Source organism: Yersinia frederiksenii ATCC 33641, from assembly GCF_000754805.1.
GTDB lineage: Bacteria > Pseudomonadota > Gammaproteobacteria > Enterobacterales > Enterobacteriaceae > Yersinia > Yersinia frederiksenii.
In genome coordinates this window covers 2,334,404-2,357,838 of the sequence record NZ_KN150731.1, presented here as the reverse complement: position 1 = coordinate 2,357,838, position 23,435 = coordinate 2,334,404, and the positions used below count along the sequence as shown (strand labels likewise).

Sequence of the window (23,435 nt, the reverse complement as noted above, 5' to 3'; positions counted from 1 at the left end):
ATTACTTACTCTTCTTTTGGCCTGAAGCTGCTGGCCCTTTGTCTTGTAATTGGGACGGTAACAGTACGGTAGTGACGCGATTGCCTTTGTTACTAAAGGCTTCCATCTGCTGTTTTTTCACCAGATACGTGATGCGATCACCTTTGATATTGCTATCAAGCTGCTCCAGATAGGCATTACCGGTCAATATGACTAAGTCGTTAGCGACCTCGTAACGCAGTTTCTGCCCGTGGCCTTTGACGGGTTTACCACTGTCTTGCATCTGATAAAAAGTCACCGGGTTACCAAAACCTTCGATGACCATTTTGTTTTGATCACCGCCCGGCCGAGTCACAACAACTTTATCAGCCTTAATCTCAATGGTACCTTGCTTGATAACCACATTATCAGTAAATGTGACGGTATTCGCCGTCATATCTAATGCTTGTTTGACCGAGTCGACCAGAACGGGTTGGTCTGAATCACCGGTTAAAGCCAATGCAGGCAAGCTTGCGGCCAAAAGTGAGCTGGCAAGCAAAAAATGACAAATTTTATTTTTGGATTTCATAAGAGGTTTTAACCTTTTCAATCAGCTCGGCGGTTTTATCCCGCAAGTTCCCACGCATTTTCATGCCGTTAGATGTGAATCCAACACCAAAGAGGGTAACTTCATCGTCTGAGGATACATCCTGAGTGATCAAATTAACCTGGGCGTTATCGGTTCTAATTTTTTGTAACTGGGCGTCTGGGGTCAGGCTATCAACCTCAACGTGACCATACAAATAAAGCATTTTATCATTGGTCAGCTTGGCGCGATCCGCCCGAACTGTCCAGGTGGCGACAGCGTTCTCATCAAACATGGTCATCACTGGCCGGGTAAACCAGGTTAGTTCCTGTGTTGCGAAGTTCTGAACCTCTTCTGCCACCAATTTATAATTGAGCTGCCCAACCGGATTAAAGACTACGGTCACGGTATGCTGGCTTTGTGATGAGGGCTCCGTATCATCAACCACAGTTTGAGTGGCTTGCTGATTAAAACCTGACATATTCCAGCCAATCAATGCTAACGCAATCAGTGCTAAGGATAGGGTTATCCATAGTCTTGTTTTACTCATATCGACAATCCTTTGGCACCTTCGAGTTTACCTTGGGCCAATAATATCAAATCACATATCTCGCGTACTGCACCGCGTCCGCCATTAATATGCGTAACATAATGCGCCTTGGGAATGAGCAATGGATGGGCATCGGCTACTGCGACAGATAACCCCACTTGGGCCATGACGGGCCAATCAATCAGGTCATCACCAATATAAGCCACTTGCTCAGGCTGGCATTTTAATGCTGTCAATAACTCGTTATAGGCGACCAGCTTATCAGATTGCCCCTGATAAAGGTGGGTAATGCCTAAGGTGTTGGCGCGGTCTTCCACTAATTTGGCGCGGCGACCGGTAATAATGGCCACTTCAATGCCTGAGGTTATCAGGCAGCGGATACCATAGCCATCGCGCACGTTGAATGCTTTCAGCTCTTCGCCCTGATTACCCATATAAATCAGGCCATCGGACATCACTCCATCCACATCACAAATCAGTAGGCGAATATTTGCCGCACGCAGCATGACGCTGTTAGCTACGGGTCCATAACAGGTATCCAGATAAACGGTACTGCTCATAATTTACCCTTAATTAAACCACGCCAGCTCTCAGCATGTCGTGCATATGCACCACGCCCAGCAATTGATCGCCATCGGCAACCAACACTGCGGTAATATGACGTGACTCCATCAGATTAAGTGCATCGACTGCCAACATAGTTGGACGAACTCGAATGCCGCCACTGGTCATCACATCGGCAATTTTCGCGTTATTCAAGTCTACGCCCATATCAAATACCCGGCGTAAATCACCGTCGGTAAAGATGCCTTTAATCATCATCAAGTCGTCACAGATTACGGTTAAACCCAGATTTTTCCGAGTGATTTCCAGTAATGCATCTCGTAACGATGCGTCGGGACTGACATGTGGGATATCAGCGCCAGTGTGCATGATATCGCTGATTCGTAGCAGTAACTTGCGCCCCAGTGCGCCGCCGGGGTGGGAGAGCGCAAAATCTTCTTGAGTGAAACCTCGCGCTTGTAACAACGCAACGGCAAGCGCATCGCCCATCACCAGTGTGGCTGTGGTGCTGGTGGTTGGCGCCAAGCCCAGTGAACATGCTTCTTGCGGGACTTTAATACATATATGAATATCGGCAGCTTTACCCATAGTGCTGTCTGGGTTACTACTCATACAGATCAGCTGGATTTTCTGACGTTTGAGTACTGGGATCAATGCAAGGATTTCGTTGGACTCCCCTGAGTTGGAGATGGCCAACACGATATCTTGTGAGGTGATCATGCCGAGGTCACCATGACTGGCTTCGCCGGGGTGGACAAAGAACGACGGCGTGCCTGTGCTGGCAAAGGTCGCGGCAATTTTGCACCCAATATGGCCTGATTTCCCCATCCCCATCACCACCACTTTGCCGTGGCAGTTAAATATTGCCTCACAGGCTTTGGCGAAATCGTCATTAATATATTGATCGAGTTGTGCCAACCCTTCGAGCTCAATTTGTAATACTTGTTTACCCGCCTGCTGAAAATTCATTTTTGGCTGTGAATCAACATCTGACTGTGAATTAACGCCCGGCTGTAAATTAAAAGAGGACATACTTGGTTCCCGCTCAATGTTGGTAAACAACATGGGTTACGCTGCGCTCAATGGCGCCCAAAATAGCACCGCGAGATACGCGATAAAGCCACATAATAACAGAGCGCCCGCCACATGACCGATTCTATGTTTACGCCCCAGACAAAGCACAGTGAATACCACACTGACTCCGAGCATGACCCAATAGTCACGTTGGAAAGCTTCGGGGTTGATATCCCCTGGGGATAACAGTGCGGGAACGCCTAACACAATAACAATATTAAAAATATTTGAACCGATGATATTGCCGACTGCCATATCATCTTCCCCTTTCAATGCACCGGCAATGAAAGTAGCCAGTTCTGGTAAGCTGGTACCAATGGCAATCACCGTCAGCCCGATAACCAGTTCACTGACGCCAGCGACTCGGGCAATCACCGTGGCATTGTCGATAATCATTTTGGCTGACAGAGGCAAAATAATGAATGCCAGCACCAGCCACAGTAATGCGACGGTATTGTTACTGTCTTGCGGTAATTCAGCTAGCTGCTCTCGGGTTAGAATATCATTTCCCTCGGCATGGGCCAGACGGGCAATTTTTAGCATCAGGATAATAAAAGCGGCTGCCGCAAGCAGCAAAATAACGCCATCCCCGCGGCTAAGATGATTATCAGCCAGCAGAAAACCACACAGTACCGTTACGACCAACATTAAGGGTAATTCGCGGCGTAAAATCTCAGAACGCACGGTAAGTGGCCGTATCAGAGCCGCACCGCCAACAATTAATAATAAATTGGTAATATTGGAACCCAGCACATTACCGACCGCCATATCGGTTTGGTTATTCAGTGCCGCAGTAACCGAAACAATCAGTTCTGGCAGTGACGTGCCAATACCGACAATGGTCATCCCGATGATAAGTGGCGGAATACCGAAAGAACGGGATAACACGGCCGCGCCGTAAACTAATCGATCGGCACCGTATACCAGTAAAACCAAGCCAATGATTAATAGTGTTATCGCAAGAAACATGCAGAGTCCTTTATTAGGTATAATCCCGATCCGTTGGTCAACATCATTGAAAATGCTTTACGCTCTTTTTAATTACATCCTAATTTTGACCGTGAGTGCCAGAAAAGTAAAACTTATGGCAACTTTGGCTACGAAAAAACGTTAATAAGTTGCCAAAATACTTCCCAATTGCGCTCGTTACCGCCATTTGCTGTAGCATTGGCAGTTATATGAGTAAAAAAGGCCTAAGGGACGAATGATAATGAACCAACTGGCGCCAAATTTGATAGAGATCCGCGGGATGAGTTTTACCCGTGGTGAGCGTCCAATATTCGCTGATATCAACCTGACAGTCCCGCGTGGCAAAGTTACCGCGATTATGGGGCCATCAGGGATTGGTAAAACTACATTGCTGCGCCTGATTGGTGGGCAACTGACACCCGATACCGGTGAAATCTGGTTTGATGGTGATAATATTCCAACGCTTTCACGCCAGCGTTTGTATGATGTGCGCAAGAAAATGAGCATGCTGTTTCAATCTGGCGCTTTATTTACCGATTTAACCGTGTTTGAGAACGTGGCTTTTCCATTACGTGAACATAGTCGTTTACCGGAGGAGTTGCTGCACAGCACGGTAATGATGAAGCTAGAAGCTGTTGGGCTTCGTGGCGCTGCCAATTTGATGCCCGCCGAGCTTTCCGGTGGTATGGCACGCCGTGCGGCGTTGGCGCGGGCAATTGCTCTTGATCCCGAATTGATTATGTTTGATGAGCCGTTTGTCGGTCAGGACCCTATTACCATGGGGGTCTTGGTAAAACTGATTGATGAGCTGAATCATGCTCTGGGTGTCACCTGCGTGGTGGTGTCCCATGATGTGCCTGAAGTGCTAAGCATTGCTGATTATGCTTATATCGTTGCTGATCAACATGTTATTGCTGAAGGAACACCTGAGCAGTTGCAAGCCAATGATGATCCGCGGGTACGTCAGTTCCTCGATGGTATTGCCGACGGGCCGGTGCCTTTCCGTTTCCCGGCTGGGGATTATAAAACTGAATTGTTAGACGCAAAGTGATGGAGTCTTCATGTTAGTACAGGCGTTAGCGTCTTTAGGACGCAAGGGCATTAATGTCTGCGCATCCTTTGGTCGCGCAGGTTTAATGCTGTTTAATGCGCTGGTCGGGCGGCCTGAACCACGAAAGCAATGGCCATTACTGCTCAAGCAGCTATATAGCGTTGGGGTGCAATCCCTATTGATTATCGTGGTTTCTGGCCTGTTTATCGGCATGGTTCTGGGATTGCAGGGCTTTTTGATTCTAACGACCTACAGTGCAGAAGCCAGCCTTGGCATGATGGTTTCTCTATCACTGCTGCGTGAGCTCGGGCCGGTTGTCACGGCGCTGTTATTTGCTGGTCGTGCCGGTTCAGCCCTAACGGCAGAGATTGGGCTGATGAAGGCCACTGAGCAGATTTCCAGTCTGGAGATGATGGCTATAGACCCTCTGCGGCGCGTGGTTGCACCTCGGTTCTGGGCCGGTCTTATCAGCATGCCATTATTGACCGCTATCTTTGTCGCCGTGGGTATCTGGGGCGGTTCTGTGGTGGGTGTCGATTGGAAAGGAATTGATGGCGGCTTTTTCTGGTCAGCCATGCAAAGTGCCGTTGAGTGGCGCACAGATTTACTGAACTGCCTGATTAAGAGCTTGGTATTTGCTATTACCGTGACCTGGATTGCGCTGTTCAATGGTTATGATGCGATCCCAACATCTGAGGGGATTAGCCGGGCAACGACCCGTACTGTCGTGCATTCGTCACTGGCGGTATTGGGATTAGATTTTGTGCTGACAGCACTGATGTTTGGGAACTGAGTCGATGCAAACGAAGAAAAGTGAAGTTTGGGTAGGAGTGTTTATACTGATCGCTATTCTGGCAGTCATATTCCTCTGCCTGAAAGTTGCGGATATCAAATCAGTGGGCAATCAGCCGACTTACCGGATTTACGCAAACTTTGACAATATTGGTGGCTTGAAAAGCAATTCTCCAGTGAAAATTGGTGGTGTTGTAGTGGGTCGGGTGGCGGAAATTACCTTAGACACTCAAAATTATAGCCCACGAGTGGCAATGGATATTCAGCAACGTTATAACCATATTCCGGATACCAGCTCATTAGCAGTGCGTACTTCCGGCTTATTGGGTGAGCAGTTTCTGGCGCTGAATGTCGGTTTTGAAGATCCAGATATGGGCACCAGTATCTTGAAAGATGGTGGCGTCATTCAAGACACCAAATCTGCATTGGTTCTGGAAGACCTTATCGGCCAGTTCTTGTACAAAAGCGACGGTAATGGTAATTCTGATGCACCTGCGAGCCAACCTACAGCTGCTGCGGCACCTGCAGCAACGGGTAGCTTGCCTGCAACTCAACATCCTTAAGAGGGTATCGAATGTTTAAACGTTTACTTATGGTCGCGTTGTTGGTGGTTGCACCATTGGCAAATGCTGTCGATCAAACCAATCCATACCGTTTGATGGATGAAGCAGCGCAAAGAACATTTACGCGCCTGAAAACCGAACAGCCGAAAATTAAGCAAAACCCTGACTATTTGCGCACTATCGTCCGTGAAGAACTGCTACCGTTTGTCCAGATTAAGTATGCTGGAGCGCTGGTTCTGGGCAGTTACTACAAAGCGGCAACACCTGCACAGCGCGAGGCGTATTTCAATGCTTTCAGCCAATATCTGGAACAAGCCTATGGTCAGGCATTGGCGTTGTATCACGGTCAAACTTACGACGTTGCACCAGACCAACCGCTGGGTGATGCCAACATTATCGCCATTCGCGTCACTATCTTTGACCCTAATGGCCGCCCACCAGTACGTTTGGATTTCCAATGGCGTAAGAACAGCCAAACGGGTGCATGGCAGGCCTATGACATGATTGCCGAAGGCGTCAGCATGATCAGCACCAAGCAGAATGAGTGGGCATCTATCCTGCGCCAGAAAGGGGTTGATGGTTTAACTCAGCAACTGCTGATTGCAGCGAAACAGCCAATCACATTAGATAAACAGTAATGATGGATATTATGTCAGGTGAACTGAGCTGGCAGTCACAGCAGGAAACGCTGGTACTGCAAGGTGAATTGGACCGTGAAACCCTGTTGCCTTTGTGGCAACAGCGTGAAGCTTTATTGTCAGACAAGACGCGCATTGATGTCAGCCAATTACAGCGTGTCGACTCCTCCGGCTTGGCGCTGCTGGTTCACTTTCGTGAGTTGCGGAGTCAGCAGGGTGTCTCACTCGCTATTGCTGGTGTTAGTGATCGGCTGTCAACCTTGATAGAGCTGTATAATCTTCGGCAAGTCATCCCGGTGGAAACAGTAACCTTAATAAAAACAGCCAACATATAGCCCTTGGATTTAAGCCGGTTCTCTCTTGTGCCGTTTATGATCAAAGCAAAAAACGTTTTTTTTAAAAAGCTAAAGTTTTCAAGCCCCTGTGCATAATAGCAAAACAGGGGCTTTTCTTTAGTTTCAGAGAAAGCCGTATTCCACTAATATGTTCAACTGATTACTATCCTCTTAAAATAGAATGAATCTTATGGATACCAACGAAATTAAAGACGTGCTGATGCAAGCATTGGCATTACAAGAAGCGCATGTTACCGGTGATGGCAGCCACTTTCAGGTGATTGCTGTTGGTGAGCTATTTGCTGATATGAGTCGGGTGAAAAAACAGCAAGCGGTGTATGCGCCTTTAATGGAATATATTGCTGATAACCGTATTCATGCCTTATCCATCAAGGCCTATACGCCACAAGAGTGGCAGCGGGATCGCAAACTAAACGGCTTTTAATGCTGTTGGCTCCAGAATTGTCATCAGGTCAGTTTTTTACTGTATTGATAGGCAGTTACGAAGGCGGGCAGTGAATTCGAATTGACAACAGAGAGTGGTCACAATGGATAAGTTTCGTGTGCAGGGGCGGACTCGCCTGAGCGGTGAAGTCACTATTTCCGGAGCGAAAAACGCCGCATTGCCTATATTGTTCGCTGCGTTGTTGGCTGAAGAGCCGGTCGAGTTGCAAAATGTCCCTAAGCTAAAAGACATTGATACCACGATTAAATTGCTGAGCCAATTGGGCACCAAAATTGAGCGTGATGCTTCAGGCTCTGTTTTTGTTGATGCCAGCGGTGTGGATGAATTTTGTGCGCCTTACGATTTAGTGAAAACTATGCGTGCTTCTATTTGGGCTCTGGGGCCGCTGGTTGCTCGTTTTGGTAAAGGGCAAGTCTCTTTACCGGGCGGCTGTGCTATCGGTGCACGTCCGGTTGATTTGCATATCACGGGTTTGGAACAACTGGGTGCAGAAATCAAGCTGGAAGAAGGCTACGTTAAAGCTTCCGTTAATGGCCGTCTGAAAGCGGCGCATATCGTGATGGATAAAGTCAGTGTTGGCGCAACCGTGACCATTATGAGTGCGGCAACTTTGGCTGAAGGGACCACGGTAATTGAAAACGCCGCTCGTGAGCCAGAAATTGTCGATACAGCTAACTTCCTGAACACGTTGGGTGCCAAAATCACTGGCGCCGGGACTGACCGTATTACCATCGAGGGGGTTGCCCGCTTAGGTGGTGGTGTTTATCGTGTACTGCCTGACCGTATTGAAACCGGTACTTTCCTGGTTGCTGCGGCTATTTCTGGTGGTAAAGTGGTTTGTCGTCAGACTCGCCCAGATACGCTGGATGCGGTGTTGGCTAAGCTGCGCGAAGCTGGTGCGGATATAGAAATTGGTGAAGATTGGATCAGTCTGGATATGCATGGCCAGCGGCCTAAAGCGGTTACATTCCGCACGGCACCGCATCCTGGTTTCCCGACAGATATGCAGGCGCAATTCAGCTTATTGAATTTGGTGGCTGAAGGCACTGGTGTTATCACTGAAACTATCTTTGAAAACCGCTTTATGCACGTGCCAGAGCTGATTCGTATGGGCGCACATGCAGAAATCGAGAGCAATACCGTGATTTGCTATGGTGTTGAGCAACTGTCTGGTGCTCAGGTCATGGCAACCGATCTACGTGCTTCTGCCAGTTTGGTATTAGCAGGCTGTATCGCTGACGGGGTAACTATTGTTGACCGTATTTATCACATCGATCGTGGTTATGAACGTATCGAAGATAAGCTGCGCGCGTTAGGTGCCAAGATTGAGCGTGTGAAAGGCGAATAACCCCCTTATTCATTATTTTTGGTGTATAACTCGCTGAATATGTGAAGAATGCCAGCCGATATTTTCGAGCTGGCATTTTTTATGCGGGCAGATAGTAAGAGTGTTTTTAATAGCGAATTTATCACGCAGCAAAACAGAGCGATTACTGTGCAGGCTGCTGGCCAAGAACTTCATTTTGATCTAATTCGGTGATAGTAATTTGTACCGTGATTTGCTGACCATTGCGCAGCAACAGCACCGGAATAGTGGTCCCTGGGCGAATTTCTGCTACTTGGTCCATGGTTTCTATTACTGATGTCGCTGGCTTGTTATTCACACTGAGAATGATATCACCCACTTGTAAATCAGCATTCGCAGCTGGGCCGTTGGGGGATATTTTATTCACCTTAATACCATGAATTCGATCGCCGCCATTGCTGCTGGCATTGAATGGTGGATATTCCTCACCGGTAATACCGATATAGCCACGAATGACTCGTCCATCACGAATCAGCTTTTCCATCACTTTAGTGGCAAGTGCGGTCGGAATAGCAAAACCAATACCTTCCGGTGTCTCACCGTTGCTGCTTTTATCAAAGGATAAAGTGTTAATCCCCATCAACTCACCCAAGGTATTGACTAACGCACCACCAGAGTTCCCCTGGTTGATGGAGGCATCGGTCTGGAGGAAGTTTTGCCGCCCGGAATCACTTAACCCAATACGCCCAGTGGCACTGATAATCCCCTGAGTCACTGTTTGCCCGAGGTTGTAAGGGTTGCCGATTGCCAGTACAACATCACCAATATGGGGAGTACGATTAATATTGATGGGAATGACAGGTAGATTGACGGCATCGATTTTCAAGACAGCTAAATCAGTCAAGTTATCCGAACCGACCAGCAATGCTTCAGAAATGCGGCCATTTTGTAATGCCACAATGATCTGTTCAGCATTATTGATAACGTGCTTGTTAGTTAGGATATAGCCCTTATCACTCATGATTACGCCAGAACCCAATGTTCGAATGGCTAACCCTTCCTGATTGGGACTTAGGCTACGGTTGTAGACGTTAACAACCGCTGGAGCCGCCCGGCGCACTGCCTGATTGTAACTGGCAGGAGCCTCTTCATCGACACTATTGGCGTTGCCGGAAAAAAAGTGACCCGGACTACGGAGCATAGGTATTGCGACCAGCAAAATACCGGCGACAATTAGCCCCAAAATAATAGAACGCAATAGCTTAAGAAACATGAAGTTTAAGGCATGAATGAATAGATAACGCGAGGATAGCATGAGTTTGGCGGACACAGCATTGTGCTGTGTCCGATTTTTCTGCAAATTAACGTATTAACAGATAAATATTCTCTTCACCGCGCACAATATTCAGTGCAATCACTGCAGGTTTAGTATCGATGGTTTTGCGCAGCTCCGCGATATCCTGCACCCGTACACGGTTTACGGCGATAATGACATCGTCTTTCTGCAAGCCAGATTGGGCAGCAGGCGAGCCTTTTGTCACACTTTCAACTTTGACTCCTTTGCTGCCACCTTTGATTTCGCCATTGCTCAGGGATGCGCCCTGCAATGATGGCGACAAAGTATCAGCGCTGGTTGAAGTTGGGCTGCTGTTCTCTAACGTTACAGTGACTTCAAGTGGTTTCCCATCACGGAGTAAGCCAACTTTAATGGCTTTACCCGGACCGGTAGTGCCAACTTTGGCGCGCAACTCTGCGAAGCTACTGATAGCTTTACCATCAACGGAAACCAGTACGTCGCCAGCTTTAATACCCGCTTTAGAAGCCGCTGATTTTGGCAACACTTCGCTGACAAATGCACCACGTTGAGCATCAATATTAAAGGCTTTCGCGATATCTGCGGTCATTTCGCTACCCCGGATGCCCAACAGGCCGCGTTTCACTTCGCCAAACTCAATCAACTGCTGGCTAAGGTTCTGCGCCATGTTACTTGGAATAGCGAAGCCGATACCGATGTTGCCGCCACCTGGAGCCAGAATGGCGGTGTTAATCCCGATCAATTCGCCATTCAGGTTAACTAAAGCACCACCAGAATTACCCCGGTTGATAGAGGCATCGGTCTGGATAAAGTTTTCTAATCCTTCCAGATTCAGGCCACTGCGGCCCAGAGCTGAAATAATACCGGAGGTTGCGGTTTGTCCCAGACCAAATGGGTTACCTACGGCAACAGCAAAGTCACCTACCCGCAGATTATCTGAGTCTGCCATTTTGATCGCGGTCAGATTTTTGGCATCAGTTAGCTGTAATAGCGCGATATCGGTTTGTTCGTCACGACCAAGCAGTTTGGCATCATATTCACGGCCATCATTGAGCTGAACACGAATTTTATCGGCGTTATTGATAACGTGATTGTTCGTCAACACATAGCCTTTCTCGGCGTTAATGATGACGCCAGAACCCAAACCTTCAAAAGGACGGTTGCTCTCTTTACCCGTCGGTGCATTCGGGCCAAAGAAGAATTTGAACTCTTCTGGCAAACGTTGCTGCTGGGCTTGAGTACCAGAGACGTGAACACTGACTACCGCAGGCAAAACTTTTTCCAGCATCGGTGCCAGGCTAGGGACTGATTGCCCAGCCACGGCTGCAGGGAGTGCTGCTGCGTTCACCATAGGAACCGACGCGAGACCTAAGCCGACACTCATTGCCAGCGCACTAAGAAATAATGACTTTTTCTTCATTGATTTAAACTCTCTCAATACCTAACGGTGAATGAATAGGGTGGATGGCTGTTACAGGCCCATTGTAAATTCAGACTCTGAATTAGCTGAAAAATTCACTTATTTCAAAAGGCTACTGCTGTTCTAAAAATAAGCATCCTAAGATATCGCTTGATATAAGGGCCGCGGTAAAGCAATTCAAGGAGAGGTAAGTATAGAAGTGTAAATGTGCTGAGCACGATAGAGCGGGAGCTCTACCGTAGTCAGCATGATAGGTATGTGCTTAATCGCGGGTCTGATGCTCTGGGCGTAACAAACCGGATGCCCCTTCAGAATAGTCACGAGGTGGCATTTTAACCGGTGCCTGATCATTATCAGCTTCAGATTCTGTCAGACGATAGCGGAATGGATTATCCTGCAACGGCAAGTCCGGCAGTAAGTTATTAGAGCTTTTCGCCATATGCTGATAAAGCTGGCGATAGTCACGAGCCATGTTATCCAACAGCTCAGCACTGCGGGCAAAGTGCCCAACCAGTTCCTGACGGTACTCTTCCAGATCTGTTTTGCTCTTCTCCAGCTCATTTTGCAGCACTTGCTGCTGACGCAATTTGCGGTTGCCAAAGCGCATAGCTACCGCGCCAATCACAACACCAACAACTAACCCAATAAGCGCATACTCCCAGGTCATGATGACTCCTTTTTTGACTTCATTGTTCAGCAGGACTTTTTCACTTAATAATACCCACTATAACCGTTAACCTTGTCCGAGTGGAATCCTGATGCAACTTTGCCTATGGTTATCAGGCTTTTTCCGCAATATCAGCGTCGGTAAATGCTGCGATTGTCCGATAAATCAGCAAGAAAGTACCGCAAAAAGTAGATAACTATTTTATCAGGGATTGTTGATAAACATGCAACCGAGTTCACCTATAGCACTTTACCAGCAGGCACTTGATGCCGGTGATTACCAACCCGATGATGTGCAGCGGCGCACTGTAACACGGCTCGACACCCTATATCAGGAGCTGAATCAACGCCAGAATACGCCACCGGCCCGCGCTGGTTTGCGCAGACGTTTGGGGCGTTTGCTAGGCCGTTCGACCCCGCGAACATTAATTCACCCGGCTCAGGGTTTATATATGTGGGGCGGCGTTGGGCGCGGTAAAACCTGGCTGATGGATATGTTTTTCCACAGTTTGCCAGGTGAGCGCAAACTTCGTCTGCATTTTCACCGCTTTATGTTGCGGGTACAGCAAGAGTTGATGGTGTTGCAGGGGCATGAAGATCCATTAGAAATTATTGCGGATGGCTTCAAGGAACAGACTGATGTGCTGTGTTTTGATGAGTTTTTTGTTTCAGACATCACTGACGCCATGTTGCTGGCAACACTGTTGGAAGCACTCTTTGCCCGTGGTATCACACTAGTGGCTACATCTAATATTCCGCCAGATGATCTGTACCATAACGGTTTGCAGCGAGCTCGTTTTCTGCCCGCCATCGCACTCATTAAGCAATATTGTGATGTAATGAATGTTGATGCGGGAATCGATTACCGCTTACGCACCTTGACTCAAGCCAATCTCTATCTGACTCCGTTGAGTTCGCAAACCGAGCAAGCCATGAAGGACATTTTCGTCAAATTGGCTGGTAAAGAAGGGGAACAAGCCCCCGTACTTGAGGTTAATCACCGTTCCTTACCGGCGATTTGCTCGGCACAAGGGGTTCTGGCGGTAGATTTTCATACTTTATGTGAAGAGGCGCGCAGCCAGCTGGATTATATTGCGCTCTCCAAGCTCTATCACACGGTATTGCTGCACAATGTTCACCGGATGGCGACAAAAGATGAGAATACCGCGCGACGTTTTCTGGCGTTAGTCGATGAGTTTTATGAGCGGCGGGTAAAACTGATTATTGCTGCTGAAACATCCATGTTTGAGATCTATTGCGGTGAACGTCTTAAATTTGAATATCAGCGCTGTTTATCGAGGCTACAAGAGATGCAGAGTGAAGAATATCTCTCTTTACCGCATTTGCCGTAACGATATCTGCACTGCTGTTATTCACTTTTTACCTGTTAAAATGCTACTCTGTTGTGGGCGATCGTCCTTCGCCCTTACTTAACATGTTTAATTTATACCTTTCTCGTCAAAAACAGTTCGATCTTTAACGTCGACTTCTCTATAATCTTGCGACCCCACGTTACAACAAAGTTTTTTTTTCCCAAAAACTTTGATAGTGCCAGCATTGGCTATTCGAAGGGGTAGGTTTGCTGGACTGATGGTCGTGTGAGCCTCAACTGTTTTTGAACGTTTGGGTGTTCACCAACGTGTAACTTATTAATTGGGTAAGCTTTTATAATGAAAACTTTCACAGCTAAACCAGAAACTGTAAAACGCGACTGGTATGTTGTTGACGCGAATGGTAAGACCTTAGGTCGCCTCGCTACTGAACTGGCTAGTCGCCTACGCGGCAAGCATAAAGCGGAATACACCCCGCACGTTGATACTGGTGATTACATCATCGTTCTGAACGCAGAAAAAGTTGCTGTAACCGGTAACAAGCGTACAGACAAGATTTATTACCGTCACACCGGTCACATCGGTGGTATCAAACAAGCGACCTTTGAAGAGATGATTGCCCGCAGTCCTGAGCGTGTGATTGAAATCGCGGTTAAAGGCATGCTGCCGAAGGGTCCGCTGGGCCGTGCAATGTATCGTAAACTTAAAGTTTATGCAGGTACTGAGCACAATCATGCGGCGCAGCAACCGCAAGTTCTGGACATTTAATCGGGATTATGGCAATGGCTGAAAATCAATACTACGGCACTGGTCGCCGCAAAAGTTCTGCTGCACGCGTTTTTCTTAAGCCGGGTAGCGGTAAAATCGTTATTAACCAACGTAGCCTCGAAGTTTACTTCGGTCGTGAAACTGCCCGCATGGTAGTTAACCAACCGTTGGAACTGGTAGACATGGTTACCAAGTTTGACATGTACATCACTGTTAAAGGTGGTGGTATTTCAGGTCAGGCTGGCGCTATCCGTCACGGTATCACCCGTGCACTGATGGAATATGACGAGTCTCTGCGTGGTGAACTGCGTAAAGCTGGCTTCGTAACGCGTGATGCGCGTGAAGTTGAGCGTAAGAAAGTGGGTCTGCGTAAAGCACGTCGTCGTCCACAGTTCTCCAAACGTTAATTTTTTGCCTTTATGGCATCAGATTAATGGTAAAAACCCGGTGTTTCACCGGGTTTTTTTATGTCTGAAAAATAGCTTTCCACCATTTTATACACACTATTTTTATCGCTAAACTGTTGTCTGATAGACAATTGATCACGAAATCGCAGCGCCATCCCCACAAAACATGCAAAATCTGGTAAACTATCATCCACTTTTGTGCCTGTTCGGCGAACTGTTGGCGTCCGTGTATCTCCCTGGCTGAATTATTCTCTCGACCAAGGCTTATTTACGGCAGCAGCTGTCGAGATTGCGAACCGGCGGTAAAACGACTCAGGATAGCAACGTAACCGTGGGCTATTCGCATTGTTTTCTAGATAATCTTGGAGGTTTTCATGGCTGTCGCTGCCAACAAACGTTCGGTAATGACGCTGTTTTCCGGCCCGACCGACATCTTTAGCCATCAAGTGCGTATCGTACTGGCGGAAAAAGGTGTCAGTGTTGAGATTGAGCAGGTTGAAGCTGATAATCTGCCGCAGGACCTGATTGACCTCAATCCCTACCGTACCGTCCCTACTTTGGTTGATCGTGAGCTGACGCTGTATGAATCCCGCATCATCATGGAATATTTGGATGAGCGTTTCCCTCACCCGCCATTGATGCCGGTATACCCTGTTGCGCGTGGTAGCAGCCGTTTGATGATGCACCGCATTGAGCATGATTGGTATTCTCTGCTGCATAAAATCGAGCAAGGCAATGCTCAGGAAGCAGAATCAGCACGTAAGCAGTTGCGTGAAGAGCTGCTGTCTATCGCTCCAGTGTTCAATGAAACACCTTACTTCATGAGCGAAGAGTTCAGCCTGGTTGATTGCTACCTGGCTCCGCTGCTGTGGCGTTTGCCGGTGCTAGGTATCGAGTTCATTGGCGCGGGTTCTAAAGAGTTGAAAGGCTATATGACCCGTGTGTTTGAGCGTGATGCATTCTTGGCTTCTTTGACTGAAGCTGAGCGTGAAATGCATCTGAAAACTCGAGGTTAATTGTTATGGAGATGTCTGATATGTCTCCGCGCCGTCCCTACCTGTTGCGCGCATTTTATGAGTGGTTGATTGATAATCAACTGACTCCGCATCTGGTTGTGGATGTTACCCGGCCAGGTGTCTCGGTGCCGATGGAGTTTGCTCGTGATGGGCAAATTGTATTGAATGTGGCACCGCGTGCTGTGGGTAATCTAGAGCTGGGCAACGATGGCGTGAGCTTCAATGCCCGTTTTGGTGGTGTCCCTCGTCAGGTCACCGTACCTATGGGGGCGGTGATGGCAATCTACGCACGCGAGAACGGCTCGGGCACGATGTTTGAGCCTGAAGAAGCTTACGATTCTGATGCTGATGGCAATTTTGTCGGCATCGAAGAGGAAGGCATCGAAACTGCGTCGACTGAAAGCCTGACATTGGTAACGGATGATACTCAGGCACCTGAAGGTGGTGGGCATTCACCTGATGATGAACCACCGCAACCGCCACGCAGTGGTGGCCGTCCGGCATTACGGGTGGTGAAGTAATCGCCTGTGCTTTCGGGCAAAAATGAGATATTTAAAGGGCGGCATTAGCCGCCCTTATCATTTCTATCTAACTCGTTATCTCAACCAATCTTTTTCAATTCTGCCAGGCAGCTATCACGTTGGCTCATCATGTCGCTATTTCTGATAGTCGATAAGGTATGAGACGCGCGTTGCTGGAAACTGGCTTTGGCTGCACTGTCTTTGGCATCGGCTGGCGCGGTACAAATTTCTGACAGTGTCAGTGTCTTACTATCACTTACTGCTTTGAGTACTGCGGCTGGGTTATAAATCAGCGCGGAAGAGAGGGCCGATTTTATGCCAGCAGTGAAATTCGCATTTCCACCATCGGCCAGTTTAGGGGCCATAGCAATCCAGTTATCATCACCCAGCTTAATATTATTCTCTACTGCGGGCAGTTGCCCGGCCCGAGCCAGTTCTGCAACCACTGCACGTGCGCCACGCGCTTCAATATTGTAACCAACTTCTTGATAATTAAGAGACATAGCAAATGCGCTGCTACTAATAGCCAGCAAGCCGCCAGCCATGAAAAGTAAGTGAGATTTCATAACAGATGATCCTTTCTTTAAAACAAGGCGTAAAAAATGGACAAGAAAATAGCTGTGTGGGGCCAGATAAGTAGGCCCAAAAACATCAGTGAACATGAACTCGGGCTTTACTATAGCGCCTCACGCATAAAATGCTGCAATTAAGGCAGATTGAGATTGTTACAAAATCTTGAGTGGGAGTAGTGATGCGGGGGAAAAAAGTAGTAAAAAGGGCTGGATAGCCAGCCCTTGGTTATTTTGCGTCTTTCCCAGAATCTGGTTTTTAGACTTCCAGGTAATTCATAATGCCTTCTGCGGCTTTACGGCCTTCAGCAATGGCAGTTACCACTAAATCAGAGCCACGGACAATATCGCCACCGGCAAAGATTTTTGGGTTACTGGTCTGGAAAGCGTTATCTGTGCGTTCAGGTGCAACGACACGGCCTTGCTTATCCAGTGCGACGTCGTGAGCCGCTAACCATTCCATGCTGTGTGGGCGGAAACCAAATGCCATAACCACCGCATCTGCCGGCAACACATGTTCTGAACCTGGGATCTGTTCAGCCATACTGCGGCCCTGTGCATCAGGTGCGCCCAATTGGGTACGAACCATCTTCACGCCACAGACTTTGCCATTACTGTTGACTTCGATACTCAGTGGTTGCAGGTTGAATTTAAATTCGACCCCTTCCTCACGGGCGTTTTTCACTTCCCGTTTAGAGCCCGGCATGTTGACCTCGTCACGGCGGTAGGCGCAGACGACATCTGTTGCCCCCTGACGGATTGAGGAGCGCACACAGTCCATGGCGGTATCACCACCGCCAAGTACCACCACGCGTTTGCCTTGCATGCTGATGTAAGGTTCGTGTGGTGTGGCTTCATAGCCCATTAACTGCTTGGTATTGGCAATCAGGAATGGCAGCGCATCGTAGACGCCGGATGCATCTTCGTTTTCTAGACCACCACGCATTGATTGGTAAGTCCCGACACCGAGGAACACCGCGTCATACTCTTTAAGCAGTGCATCCATTTGGATGTCTTTGCCAACTTCAGTATTCAGCTGGAATTCAATGCCCATCTCGGAGAAGATTTTACGGCGCTTAATCATCACTTCTTTTTCCAGCTTAAAAGCCGGAATACCAAAGGTCAGCAGGCCACCAATTTCGGGATGACGATCAAATACCACCGCTTGTACGCCGTTACGGGCTAATACGTCGGCACAGGCCAGCCCAGCAGGGCCTGCACCAATGACCGCGACACGTTTACCGGTCGGGTGAACATGAGACATATCAGGTTTCCAGCCCATTTCGATGGCTTTGTCACTGATATAGCGCTCAATGTTACCAATGGTGACGGCACCGAACTCGTCATTCAGGGTGCAAGATCCTTCACACAGACGGTCTTGTGGGCACACACGGCCACAAACCTCCGGCAAGCTGTTGGTCTGGTGAGCCAGGTCCGCCGCTTCCATAATCCGCCCTTCATTGGCCAGCTTCAGCCAGTTAGGGATGTAGTTATGTACCGGACATTTCCATTCACAGTAAGGGTTACCGCAAGACAGACAGCGGTCTGCCTGTGCTTTCGCCTGTGTTTCCGAGAATGGTTCGTAAATCTCAACAAACTCAATTTTACGGATCTTCAGCGGCTTTTTCGGCGGATCTACGCGCTGTAGGTCGATAAACTGATAAACATTCTGACTCATTTCAACCCCTTACTGCGCTTGAACCCGCAGCTCAGCTGCGGAACGGCTACGGTGGCCCAACAGTGCTTTCACATCGCTGGATTTCGGTTTAACCAAAGCAAACTTGGTCACCCACTCTGGCCAGTTAGCCAGAATTTCTTCGCCACGGCTAGAACCTGTCAACTGAACATGCTCAGTGATCAGCCCACGCAGATGTTCTTCATGGATTGCCAGTTGATCGACATCCAAGACCTCTACCAGCTCAGGGTTAACACGTTTACGGAATTCGCCATCTTCATCAAGGACGTAAGCGAAGCCACCGGTCATACCGGCACCGAAGTTAATCCCGGTGCGGCCCAATACGCACACAATCCCGCCAGTCATATATTCACAGCCGTTATCGCCGATACCTTCAACTACCGTGATAGCACCGGAGTTACGTACGGCGAAACGCTCACCGGCACGGCCTGCGGCAAACAATTTACCGCCAGTGGCACCATACAGGCAGGTGTTACCGACAATGCTGGCCTCGTGGCTGCGGAAGTTAGACCCTACAGGAGGGCGTACCGCGATGCGGCCACCGGCCATACCTTTGCCGACGTAATCGTTAGCATCACCGGTCAGTGTCAGTTCGACCCCTCCAGCATTCCAGACCCCAAAGCTCTGACCGGCAGTACCGGAGAAGTAAGCTTTGATAGGATCCGTTGCCAGGCCTTGATCACCATGTTTAGTGGCAATCGCACCGGATAATGCTGCACCCACTGAGCGGTCGGTGTTACGAATATCGAAGTAAAATGTCTTGCTGTGTTTAGCTTCAATATGTGGTTCAGCTTGTGCCAGCAACTCTTTGTTCAATAAGCCTTTATCGAACGGAGGGTTACTTTCGGTACAATAGAGCGCTTTACCTGGATGTGGCGTGGCTGTTTTCAGCATTGGCGACAAGTCCAGTTTATTCTGTTTGGCAGAGATCCCGTCAAGCTCAAGGAGCATGTCAGTACGGCCAATCAAATCAACCAGTTGGCTAACACCCAGCTCAGCCATGATTTCACGAGTTTCACGGGCGATAAACTGGAAGTAGTTCACCACACGCTCAGGTAGGCCGTGATAATGGTCGCGACGCAGTTTTTCATCTTGAGTTGCCACACCGGTAGCACAGTTATTCAGGTGGCAAATACGCAGATATTTACAACCCAGCGCTACCATAGGGCCAGTGCCAAAACCAAAGCTTTCAGCTCCCAGAATGGCTGCTTTAACAATATCGACGCCGGTTTTCAGGCCGCCGTCCACTTGCAGGCGGATTTTATGGCGCAGGCCATTGGCAACCAGTGCTTGTTGCGTTTCAACTAGCCCCAGTTCCCACGGACAACCGGCATATTTCACCGAAGAGAGTGGGCTGGCACCGGTCCCACCGTCATAACCGGCAATGGTAATCAGGTCGGCGTAAGCTTTCGCTACACCGGTGGCAATGGTGCCAACACCCGGCTCAGAAACCAGTTTTACCGAAATCAATGCCTTCGGGTTAACCTGTTTCAAGTCGAAAATAAGCTGTGCCAAGTCTTCGATTGAGTAAATATCATGGTGCGGTGGCGGGGAAATCAAGGTCACACCCGGCACGGAATAGCGCAGTTTGGCAATATACGGCGTGACTTTATCACCCGGTAATTGACCCCCTTCGCCGGGCTTCGCACCTTGAGCGACTTTAATCTGGATGACATCGGCATTTACCAGATACGCTGGTGTCACACCGAAACGGCCAGAAGCAACTTGCTTGATACGGGAAACCTTATTGGTGCCGTAACGCGCAGGATCTTCGCCGCCTTCACCGGAGTTTGAGAACCCACCGAGGCTGTTCATCGCGATAGCTAGGGATTCGTGAGCTTCAGGGCTCAATGCACCAATAGACATCGCGGCGGTATCAAAGCGTGTGAACAGCGATTCCGCTGGCTCGACCTGGTCCACAGGGATCGGGGTGCCTTGTGGTTTAATGGCCAGCAAGTCACGCAGAGTGGCTACCGGGCGCTCATTAACCAGTTTGGCATAGGCTTGATAATCACTGTATTCGCCGCTGTGAACCGCAGTTTGCAAGCTGCTGACCACATCAGGGTTATACGCATGGTATTCGCCGTTATGGACAAATTTCAGTAACCCGCCTTGATCCAGTGGTTTACGTTTCAGCCAGGCACGTTTGGATAGATTCTGTAAATCCTGTTGGAAATCACTGAAACTCGCCCCACCAATACGGCTGACAACCCCTTGGAAGCAGAGGTTGGACAGATCACGATGCAGGCCAACGGCTTCAAACAGTTTGGCGCAACGGTATGAGGCCACGGTCGAGATGCCCATTTTGGACATAATCTTGTACAGCCCTTTATTGATGCCGTTACGATAGTTCAGCATCACATCGCGATACTTTTTATCAATCGCTTGGCTATCAACCAATTTAGCCAATGATTCATAAGCTAAATAAGGGTAAATTGCGGTGGCACCAAAACCGAGCAATACGGCGAAATGGTGCGGGTCACGGGCGCTGGCGGTTTCAACAATGATGTTGGCGTCGCAACGCAGATTTTTTTCTACTAGACGGGTCTGCACGGCACCGACTGCCATTGGTGCTGGAACTGGCAGGCGGTTTGGCGCGATAGCACGGTCTGACAGCACCAGCATCACGGCGCCATCACGCACTTTGCGCTCAGCTTCGTCACACAGGGCCAGCACCGCCTGCTCCAAGTCAATTTCAGCCGGATCAAAAGTCAGATCCAACCGATCTGCGCGGTAGTGTTCACCTTCCAGAGTGGTTAACTGTTGGAAGTCAGAGAACAGCAAAATTGGCGATTTAAAGCTCAGACGGTGCGCTTGACCTTCAGCTTCACAAAACACGTTCATTTCACGGCCAATACTGGTCGCCAGTGACATGACATGCGCTTCACGCAGCGGATCGATTGGCGGGTTAGTCACCTGCGCAAACTGCTGGCGGAAGTAATCGTAAATAATGCGCGGGCCGCTGGAGAGCACGGCGAACGGGGTATCATCACCCATTGAGCCTGTTGCCTCCTGACCAATCTCACCCAATACGCGGATGACTTGATCCAGCTCTTCACTGCTGTAACCGAACTGTTTCTGATAGGTTTCCAACTGAGAATCATCTAGCTGGCGGCTACCCACCTGATCTTCTGGCAAATCTTCAAACGGCACCAAACGCTTAACGTTCTTCTCCATCCACTCTTTATAAGGGTGGCGGCTTTTCAAATCGTTATCAGTTTCGGCTGAGTGCAGGATTTTGCCGCTGCGGGTATCAATCACCATCAGCTCGCCCGGCCCGACACGGCCTTTTTCTACCACTTCATCGGGCTGGTAATCCCAGATACCGACTTCAGAGGCGCAGGTAATCAGCTTATCTTTGGTGATAACGTAGCGCGCAGGGCGTAGGCCATTACGGTCAAGATTACAGGCAGCATAACGGCCATCTGACATCACGATCCCAGCAGGGCCATCCCAGGGCTCCATATGCATGGAATTGAAGTCGAAGAAAGCGCGCAGGTCGGTGTCCATATCCGGGTTGTTCTGCCAGGCCGGTGGCACTAACAGACGCATGGCACGAATCAGGTCCATACCGCCGCTGAGGAACAGTTCCAGCATGTTATCCAGTGAACTAGAGTCAGAGCCGGTTTCATTGACGAAAGGGGCCGCATCCTGCAAATCGGGGATTAATGGTGTTTTGAATTTGTAAGCACGTGCCCGCGCCCATTGACGGTTACCGGCGATGGTATTGATTTCGCCGTTATGTGCCAAATAGCGGAACGGCTGAGCCAGTGGCCAGCGTGGCACGGTGTTGGTTGAGAAGCGCTGGTGGAACAGGCAGATTGCCGATTCAAGGCGCAGGTCAGCCAAATCGAGATAAAAGCGTGGCAGATCCGCAGGCATACATAAGCCTTTATAGATCGTAACCAGATTAGAGAAGCTACAAACGTAGAAATCCTTGTCGTTTGCAATCCGCTTCTCGATACGGCGACGCGCCACAAATAGGCGGCGTTCCATATCGCGTGGACGCCAGCCCGCAGGGGCATTCACAAAAATTTGTTCAATCCGGGGCAGGGAGGAGAGAGCGATTTCACCAAGAACATCAGGGTTCGTCGGCACTTCACGCCAGCCGATGATCGACAGCGTTTCGTTTTGCAACTCTTCTTCTACAATGCGGCGGCTTGCCTTGGCGAGTTCTTCATCCTGACTGAGAAACATCATGCCGACGGCATAGTTTTTGGCCAAACGCCATCCGCGTTCTTCAGCGACCATCCGGAAAAAGCGATCCGGTTTTTGTAACAGCAGGCCACAACCATCGCCGGTTTTACCATCGGCGAGTATTGCTCCACGGTGCTGCATGCGGGCCAGTGCGTGTATTGCGGTACGCACGACTTTATGGCTTGGTTCGCCTTCTATGTGGGCGATGAGGCCAAAACCGCAATTGTCCTTCTCTTGGGATTTATCGTACAACATATCAGTGAACCTCCCCAGGCTCTGCGTGACTCTCACAACCTACTGCGAGGGACAATTCACGGTGACGGGTGGGCTGACAGGCGCGTATTTCGCGGCAAATCTGCTTTTCCGCCCTCCGCCAATGACCTCTCGTGACGGGTCTCACAAGTGGTATATGACTTGTTTTAAGAGGGTGTCTTAAATAACTGCATAATTATGACTAGACGTTTGCCCGTCTAGAAAGCTTCCAGCGGACCTCCAACTTAGCGAGAAAGAATACTCAGGTCAAATATAGGCTTAAGAACGATCCTTAAGCTAATAATGATGCCTATCATTATGAAATATATAATTTTATCGGCATTTTTGCCCTATTAGATACTTCATAGGATAGACGCTAAAATGTGAGCTGTCTCACTATGGTGCAATCGACAAATCTCTGCACC

24 protein-coding genes are annotated in these 23,435 nt (G+C 48.9%); 12 read left to right on the top strand and 12 right to left on the bottom strand.

The window, feature by feature from the left end:
- Position 1: 1 nt before the first annotated feature.
- The 5 genes from lptA to DJ58_RS11305 are packed head-to-tail and all read right to left on the bottom strand — an operon-like array spanning position 2 to position 3,701.
- Positions 2-547 carry a lipopolysaccharide ABC transporter substrate-binding protein LptA gene (lptA, locus tag DJ58_RS11285; protein ID WP_032911545.1) on the bottom strand — a complete coding sequence of 182 codons (546 nt, stop codon included), beginning with the start codon at positions 545-547 and terminating at the stop codon, positions 2-4.
- A complete protein-coding gene (gene lptC, locus DJ58_RS11290; protein WP_032911544.1) occupies positions 531-1,094 on the bottom strand; it encodes an LPS export ABC transporter periplasmic protein LptC in 564 nt (187 codons plus the stop codon). Before lptC ends, lptA begins: the two co-directional genes overlap by 17 nt.
- Positions 1,091-1,654 (bottom strand): 3-deoxy-manno-octulosonate-8-phosphatase KdsC, encoded by a 564-nt coding sequence (gene kdsC / locus DJ58_RS11295; protein ID WP_004710929.1) that lies wholly within the window; start codon positions 1,652-1,654, stop codon positions 1,091-1,093. The genes lptC and kdsC overlap by 4 nt, the downstream gene beginning before the upstream one ends.
- A gap of 13 nt (positions 1,655-1,667) precedes the next feature.
- The gene (kdsD, locus tag DJ58_RS11300) at positions 1,668-2,690 is read right to left on the bottom strand and encodes an arabinose-5-phosphate isomerase KdsD (protein ID WP_032913243.1); all 1,023 of its coding nucleotides are present in this window, start codon (positions 2,688-2,690) and stop codon (positions 1,668-1,670) included.
- 36 nt (positions 2,691-2,726) lie between these two features.
- Positions 2,727-3,701 (bottom strand): calcium/sodium antiporter, encoded by a 975-nt coding sequence (locus DJ58_RS11305; protein ID WP_004710925.1) that lies wholly within the window; start codon positions 3,699-3,701, stop codon positions 2,727-2,729.
- Between the two features lie 241 nt (positions 3,702-3,942).
- On the opposite strand from DJ58_RS11305, the gene mlaF reads away from it, so the two are divergent.
- The 7 genes from mlaF to murA all read left to right on the top strand — a co-directional run bounded on the left by mlaF (position 3,943) and on the right by murA (position 8,894).
- On the top strand, positions 3,943-4,752 hold the full coding sequence (mlaF, locus tag DJ58_RS11310) for a phospholipid ABC transporter ATP-binding protein MlaF (protein WP_004710923.1): 810 nt from the start codon (positions 3,943-3,945) through the stop codon (positions 4,750-4,752).
- 10 nt (positions 4,753-4,762) lie between these two features.
- Positions 4,763-5,545 (top strand): lipid asymmetry maintenance ABC transporter permease subunit MlaE, encoded by a 783-nt coding sequence (mlaE, locus tag DJ58_RS11315; RefSeq protein WP_032911543.1) that lies wholly within the window; start codon positions 4,763-4,765, stop codon positions 5,543-5,545.
- Positions 5,546-5,549: 4 nt separating this feature from the next.
- The gene (gene mlaD / locus DJ58_RS11320) at positions 5,550-6,107 is read left to right on the top strand and encodes an outer membrane lipid asymmetry maintenance protein MlaD (protein ID WP_004710918.1); all 558 of its coding nucleotides are present in this window, start codon (positions 5,550-5,552) and stop codon (positions 6,105-6,107) included.
- Between the two features lie 11 nt (positions 6,108-6,118).
- Entirely contained in the window at positions 6,119-6,745 is a 627-nt protein-coding gene (gene mlaC, locus DJ58_RS11325) for a phospholipid-binding protein MlaC (protein WP_004710916.1), read from the top strand.
- Between the two features lie 11 nt (positions 6,746-6,756).
- The gene (gene mlaB / locus DJ58_RS11330; RefSeq protein WP_032911573.1) at positions 6,757-7,080 is read left to right on the top strand and encodes a lipid asymmetry maintenance protein MlaB; all 324 of its coding nucleotides are present in this window, start codon (positions 6,757-6,759) and stop codon (positions 7,078-7,080) included.
- Positions 7,081-7,270: 190 nt separating this feature from the next.
- Positions 7,271-7,525 (top strand): BolA family iron metabolism protein IbaG, encoded by a 255-nt coding sequence (ibaG, locus tag DJ58_RS11335; protein WP_004710915.1) that lies wholly within the window; start codon positions 7,271-7,273, stop codon positions 7,523-7,525.
- Positions 7,526-7,628: 103 nt separating this feature from the next.
- Positions 7,629-8,894, top strand: coding sequence for a UDP-N-acetylglucosamine 1-carboxyvinyltransferase (gene murA, locus DJ58_RS11340; RefSeq protein WP_004710913.1), 1,266 nt, complete (start codon positions 7,629-7,631; stop codon positions 8,892-8,894).
- A 142-nt stretch (positions 8,895-9,036) separates the two neighbouring features.
- On the opposite strand, the gene degS is transcribed toward murA, so the two are convergent.
- The 3 genes from degS to zapG all read right to left on the bottom strand — a co-directional run bounded on the left by degS (position 9,037) and on the right by zapG (position 12,254).
- Complete coding sequence (gene degS / locus DJ58_RS11345; protein ID WP_004710911.1) at positions 9,037-10,125, bottom strand: outer membrane-stress sensor serine endopeptidase DegS; 1,089 nt, start codon at positions 10,123-10,125, stop codon at positions 9,037-9,039.
- 88 nt (positions 10,126-10,213) lie between these two features.
- Positions 10,214-11,587, bottom strand: coding sequence for a serine endoprotease DegQ (gene degQ, locus DJ58_RS11350; protein WP_004710909.1), 1,374 nt, complete (start codon positions 11,585-11,587; stop codon positions 10,214-10,216).
- Between the two features lie 262 nt (positions 11,588-11,849).
- Positions 11,850-12,254, bottom strand: coding sequence for a Z-ring associated protein ZapG (zapG, locus tag DJ58_RS11355; protein ID WP_004710908.1), 405 nt, complete (start codon positions 12,252-12,254; stop codon positions 11,850-11,852).
- A gap of 223 nt (positions 12,255-12,477) precedes the next feature.
- On the opposite strand from zapG, the gene zapE reads away from it, so the two are divergent.
- The 3 genes from zapE (at position 12,478) to rpsI (ending at position 14,759) form a co-directional block, all read left to right on the top strand.
- Entirely contained in the window at positions 12,478-13,605 is a 1,128-nt protein-coding gene (zapE, locus tag DJ58_RS11360; protein WP_004710906.1) for a cell division protein ZapE, read from the top strand.
- 318 nt (positions 13,606-13,923) lie between these two features.
- On the top strand, positions 13,924-14,352 hold the full coding sequence (rplM, locus tag DJ58_RS11365; RefSeq protein ID WP_004710905.1) for a 50S ribosomal protein L13: 429 nt from the start codon (positions 13,924-13,926) through the stop codon (positions 14,350-14,352).
- Between the two features lie 14 nt (positions 14,353-14,366).
- A complete protein-coding gene (rpsI, locus tag DJ58_RS11370; RefSeq protein WP_005162424.1) occupies positions 14,367-14,759 on the top strand; it encodes a 30S ribosomal protein S9 in 393 nt (130 codons plus the stop codon).
- Between the two features lie 23 nt (positions 14,760-14,782).
- On the opposite strand, the gene DJ58_RS23640 is transcribed toward rpsI, so the two are convergent.
- On the bottom strand, positions 14,783-14,953 hold the full coding sequence (locus tag DJ58_RS23640; RefSeq protein ID WP_004710902.1) for a hypothetical protein: 171 nt from the start codon (positions 14,951-14,953) through the stop codon (positions 14,783-14,785).
- 180 nt (positions 14,954-15,133) lie between these two features.
- On the opposite strand from DJ58_RS23640, the gene sspA reads away from it, so the two are divergent.
- The gene (gene sspA / locus DJ58_RS11375; protein WP_004710899.1) at positions 15,134-15,775 is read left to right on the top strand and encodes a stringent starvation protein SspA; all 642 of its coding nucleotides are present in this window, start codon (positions 15,134-15,136) and stop codon (positions 15,773-15,775) included.
- A gap of 5 nt (positions 15,776-15,780) precedes the next feature.
- A complete protein-coding gene (sspB, locus tag DJ58_RS11380; protein WP_004710898.1) occupies positions 15,781-16,296 on the top strand; it encodes a ClpXP protease specificity-enhancing factor in 516 nt (171 codons plus the stop codon).
- A gap of 80 nt (positions 16,297-16,376) precedes the next feature.
- Here the strand turns inward: sspB and DJ58_RS11385 are convergent, their stop codons facing one another.
- The 3 genes from DJ58_RS11385 to gltB form a co-directional block, all read right to left on the bottom strand.
- Positions 16,377-16,862 (bottom strand): hypothetical protein, encoded by a 486-nt coding sequence (locus DJ58_RS11385; protein ID WP_032911542.1) that lies wholly within the window; start codon positions 16,860-16,862, stop codon positions 16,377-16,379.
- 262 nt (positions 16,863-17,124) lie between these two features.
- Positions 17,125-18,543 (bottom strand): glutamate synthase small subunit, encoded by a 1,419-nt coding sequence (locus DJ58_RS11390; RefSeq protein ID WP_004710895.1) that lies wholly within the window; start codon positions 18,541-18,543, stop codon positions 17,125-17,127.
- 9 nt (positions 18,544-18,552) lie between these two features.
- Positions 18,553-23,013 carry a glutamate synthase large subunit gene (gene gltB / locus DJ58_RS11395; protein ID WP_032911541.1) on the bottom strand — a complete coding sequence of 1,487 codons (4,461 nt, stop codon included), beginning with the start codon at positions 23,011-23,013 and terminating at the stop codon, positions 18,553-18,555.
- Positions 23,014-23,435: the final 422 nt, after the last annotated feature.

Coding starts and splice junctions, on each gene's coding strand:
- lptA (WP_032911545.1), bottom strand. CDS start 547: ATGAAATCCAAAAATAAAATTTGTCATTTTTTGCTTGCCAGCTCACTT.
- lptC (WP_032911544.1), bottom strand. CDS start 1,094: ATGAGTAAAACAAGACTATGGATAACCCTATCCTTAGCACTGATTGCG.
- kdsC (WP_004710929.1), bottom strand. CDS start 1,654: ATGAGCAGTACCGTTTATCTGGATACCTGTTATGGACCCGTAGCTAAC.
- kdsD (WP_032913243.1), bottom strand. CDS start 2,690: ATGTCCTCTTTTAATTTACAGCCGGGCGTTAATTCACAGTCAGATGTT.
- DJ58_RS11305 (WP_004710925.1), bottom strand. CDS start 3,701: ATGTTTCTTGCGATAACACTATTAATCATTGGCTTGGTTTTACTGGTA.
- mlaF (WP_004710923.1), top strand. CDS start 3,943: ATGAACCAACTGGCGCCAAATTTGATAGAGATCCGCGGGATGAGTTTT.
- mlaE (WP_032911543.1), top strand. CDS start 4,763: ATGTTAGTACAGGCGTTAGCGTCTTTAGGACGCAAGGGCATTAATGTC.
- mlaD (WP_004710918.1), top strand. CDS start 5,550: ATGCAAACGAAGAAAAGTGAAGTTTGGGTAGGAGTGTTTATACTGATC.
- mlaC (WP_004710916.1), top strand. CDS start 6,119: ATGTTTAAACGTTTACTTATGGTCGCGTTGTTGGTGGTTGCACCATTG.
- mlaB (WP_032911573.1), top strand. CDS start 6,757: ATGTCAGGTGAACTGAGCTGGCAGTCACAGCAGGAAACGCTGGTACTG.
- ibaG (WP_004710915.1), top strand. CDS start 7,271: ATGGATACCAACGAAATTAAAGACGTGCTGATGCAAGCATTGGCATTA.
- murA (WP_004710913.1), top strand. CDS start 7,629: ATGGATAAGTTTCGTGTGCAGGGGCGGACTCGCCTGAGCGGTGAAGTC.
- degS (WP_004710911.1), bottom strand. CDS start 10,125: ATGTTTCTTAAGCTATTGCGTTCTATTATTTTGGGGCTAATTGTCGCC.
- degQ (WP_004710909.1), bottom strand. CDS start 11,587: ATGAAGAAAAAGTCATTATTTCTTAGTGCGCTGGCAATGAGTGTCGGC.
- zapG (WP_004710908.1), bottom strand. CDS start 12,254: ATGACCTGGGAGTATGCGCTTATTGGGTTAGTTGTTGGTGTTGTGATT.
- zapE (WP_004710906.1), top strand. CDS start 12,478: ATGCAACCGAGTTCACCTATAGCACTTTACCAGCAGGCACTTGATGCC.
- rplM (WP_004710905.1), top strand. CDS start 13,924: ATGAAAACTTTCACAGCTAAACCAGAAACTGTAAAACGCGACTGGTAT.
- rpsI (WP_005162424.1), top strand. CDS start 14,367: ATGGCTGAAAATCAATACTACGGCACTGGTCGCCGCAAAAGTTCTGCT.
- sspA (WP_004710899.1), top strand. CDS start 15,134: ATGGCTGTCGCTGCCAACAAACGTTCGGTAATGACGCTGTTTTCCGGC.
- sspB (WP_004710898.1), top strand. CDS start 15,781: ATGGAGATGTCTGATATGTCTCCGCGCCGTCCCTACCTGTTGCGCGCA.
- DJ58_RS11385 (WP_032911542.1), bottom strand. CDS start 16,862: ATGAAATCTCACTTACTTTTCATGGCTGGCGGCTTGCTGGCTATTAGT.
- DJ58_RS11390 (WP_004710895.1), bottom strand. CDS start 18,543: ATGAGTCAGAATGTTTATCAGTTTATCGACCTACAGCGCGTAGATCCG.
- gltB (WP_032911541.1), bottom strand. CDS start 23,013: ATGTTGTACGATAAATCCCAAGAGAAGGACAATTGCGGTTTTGGCCTC.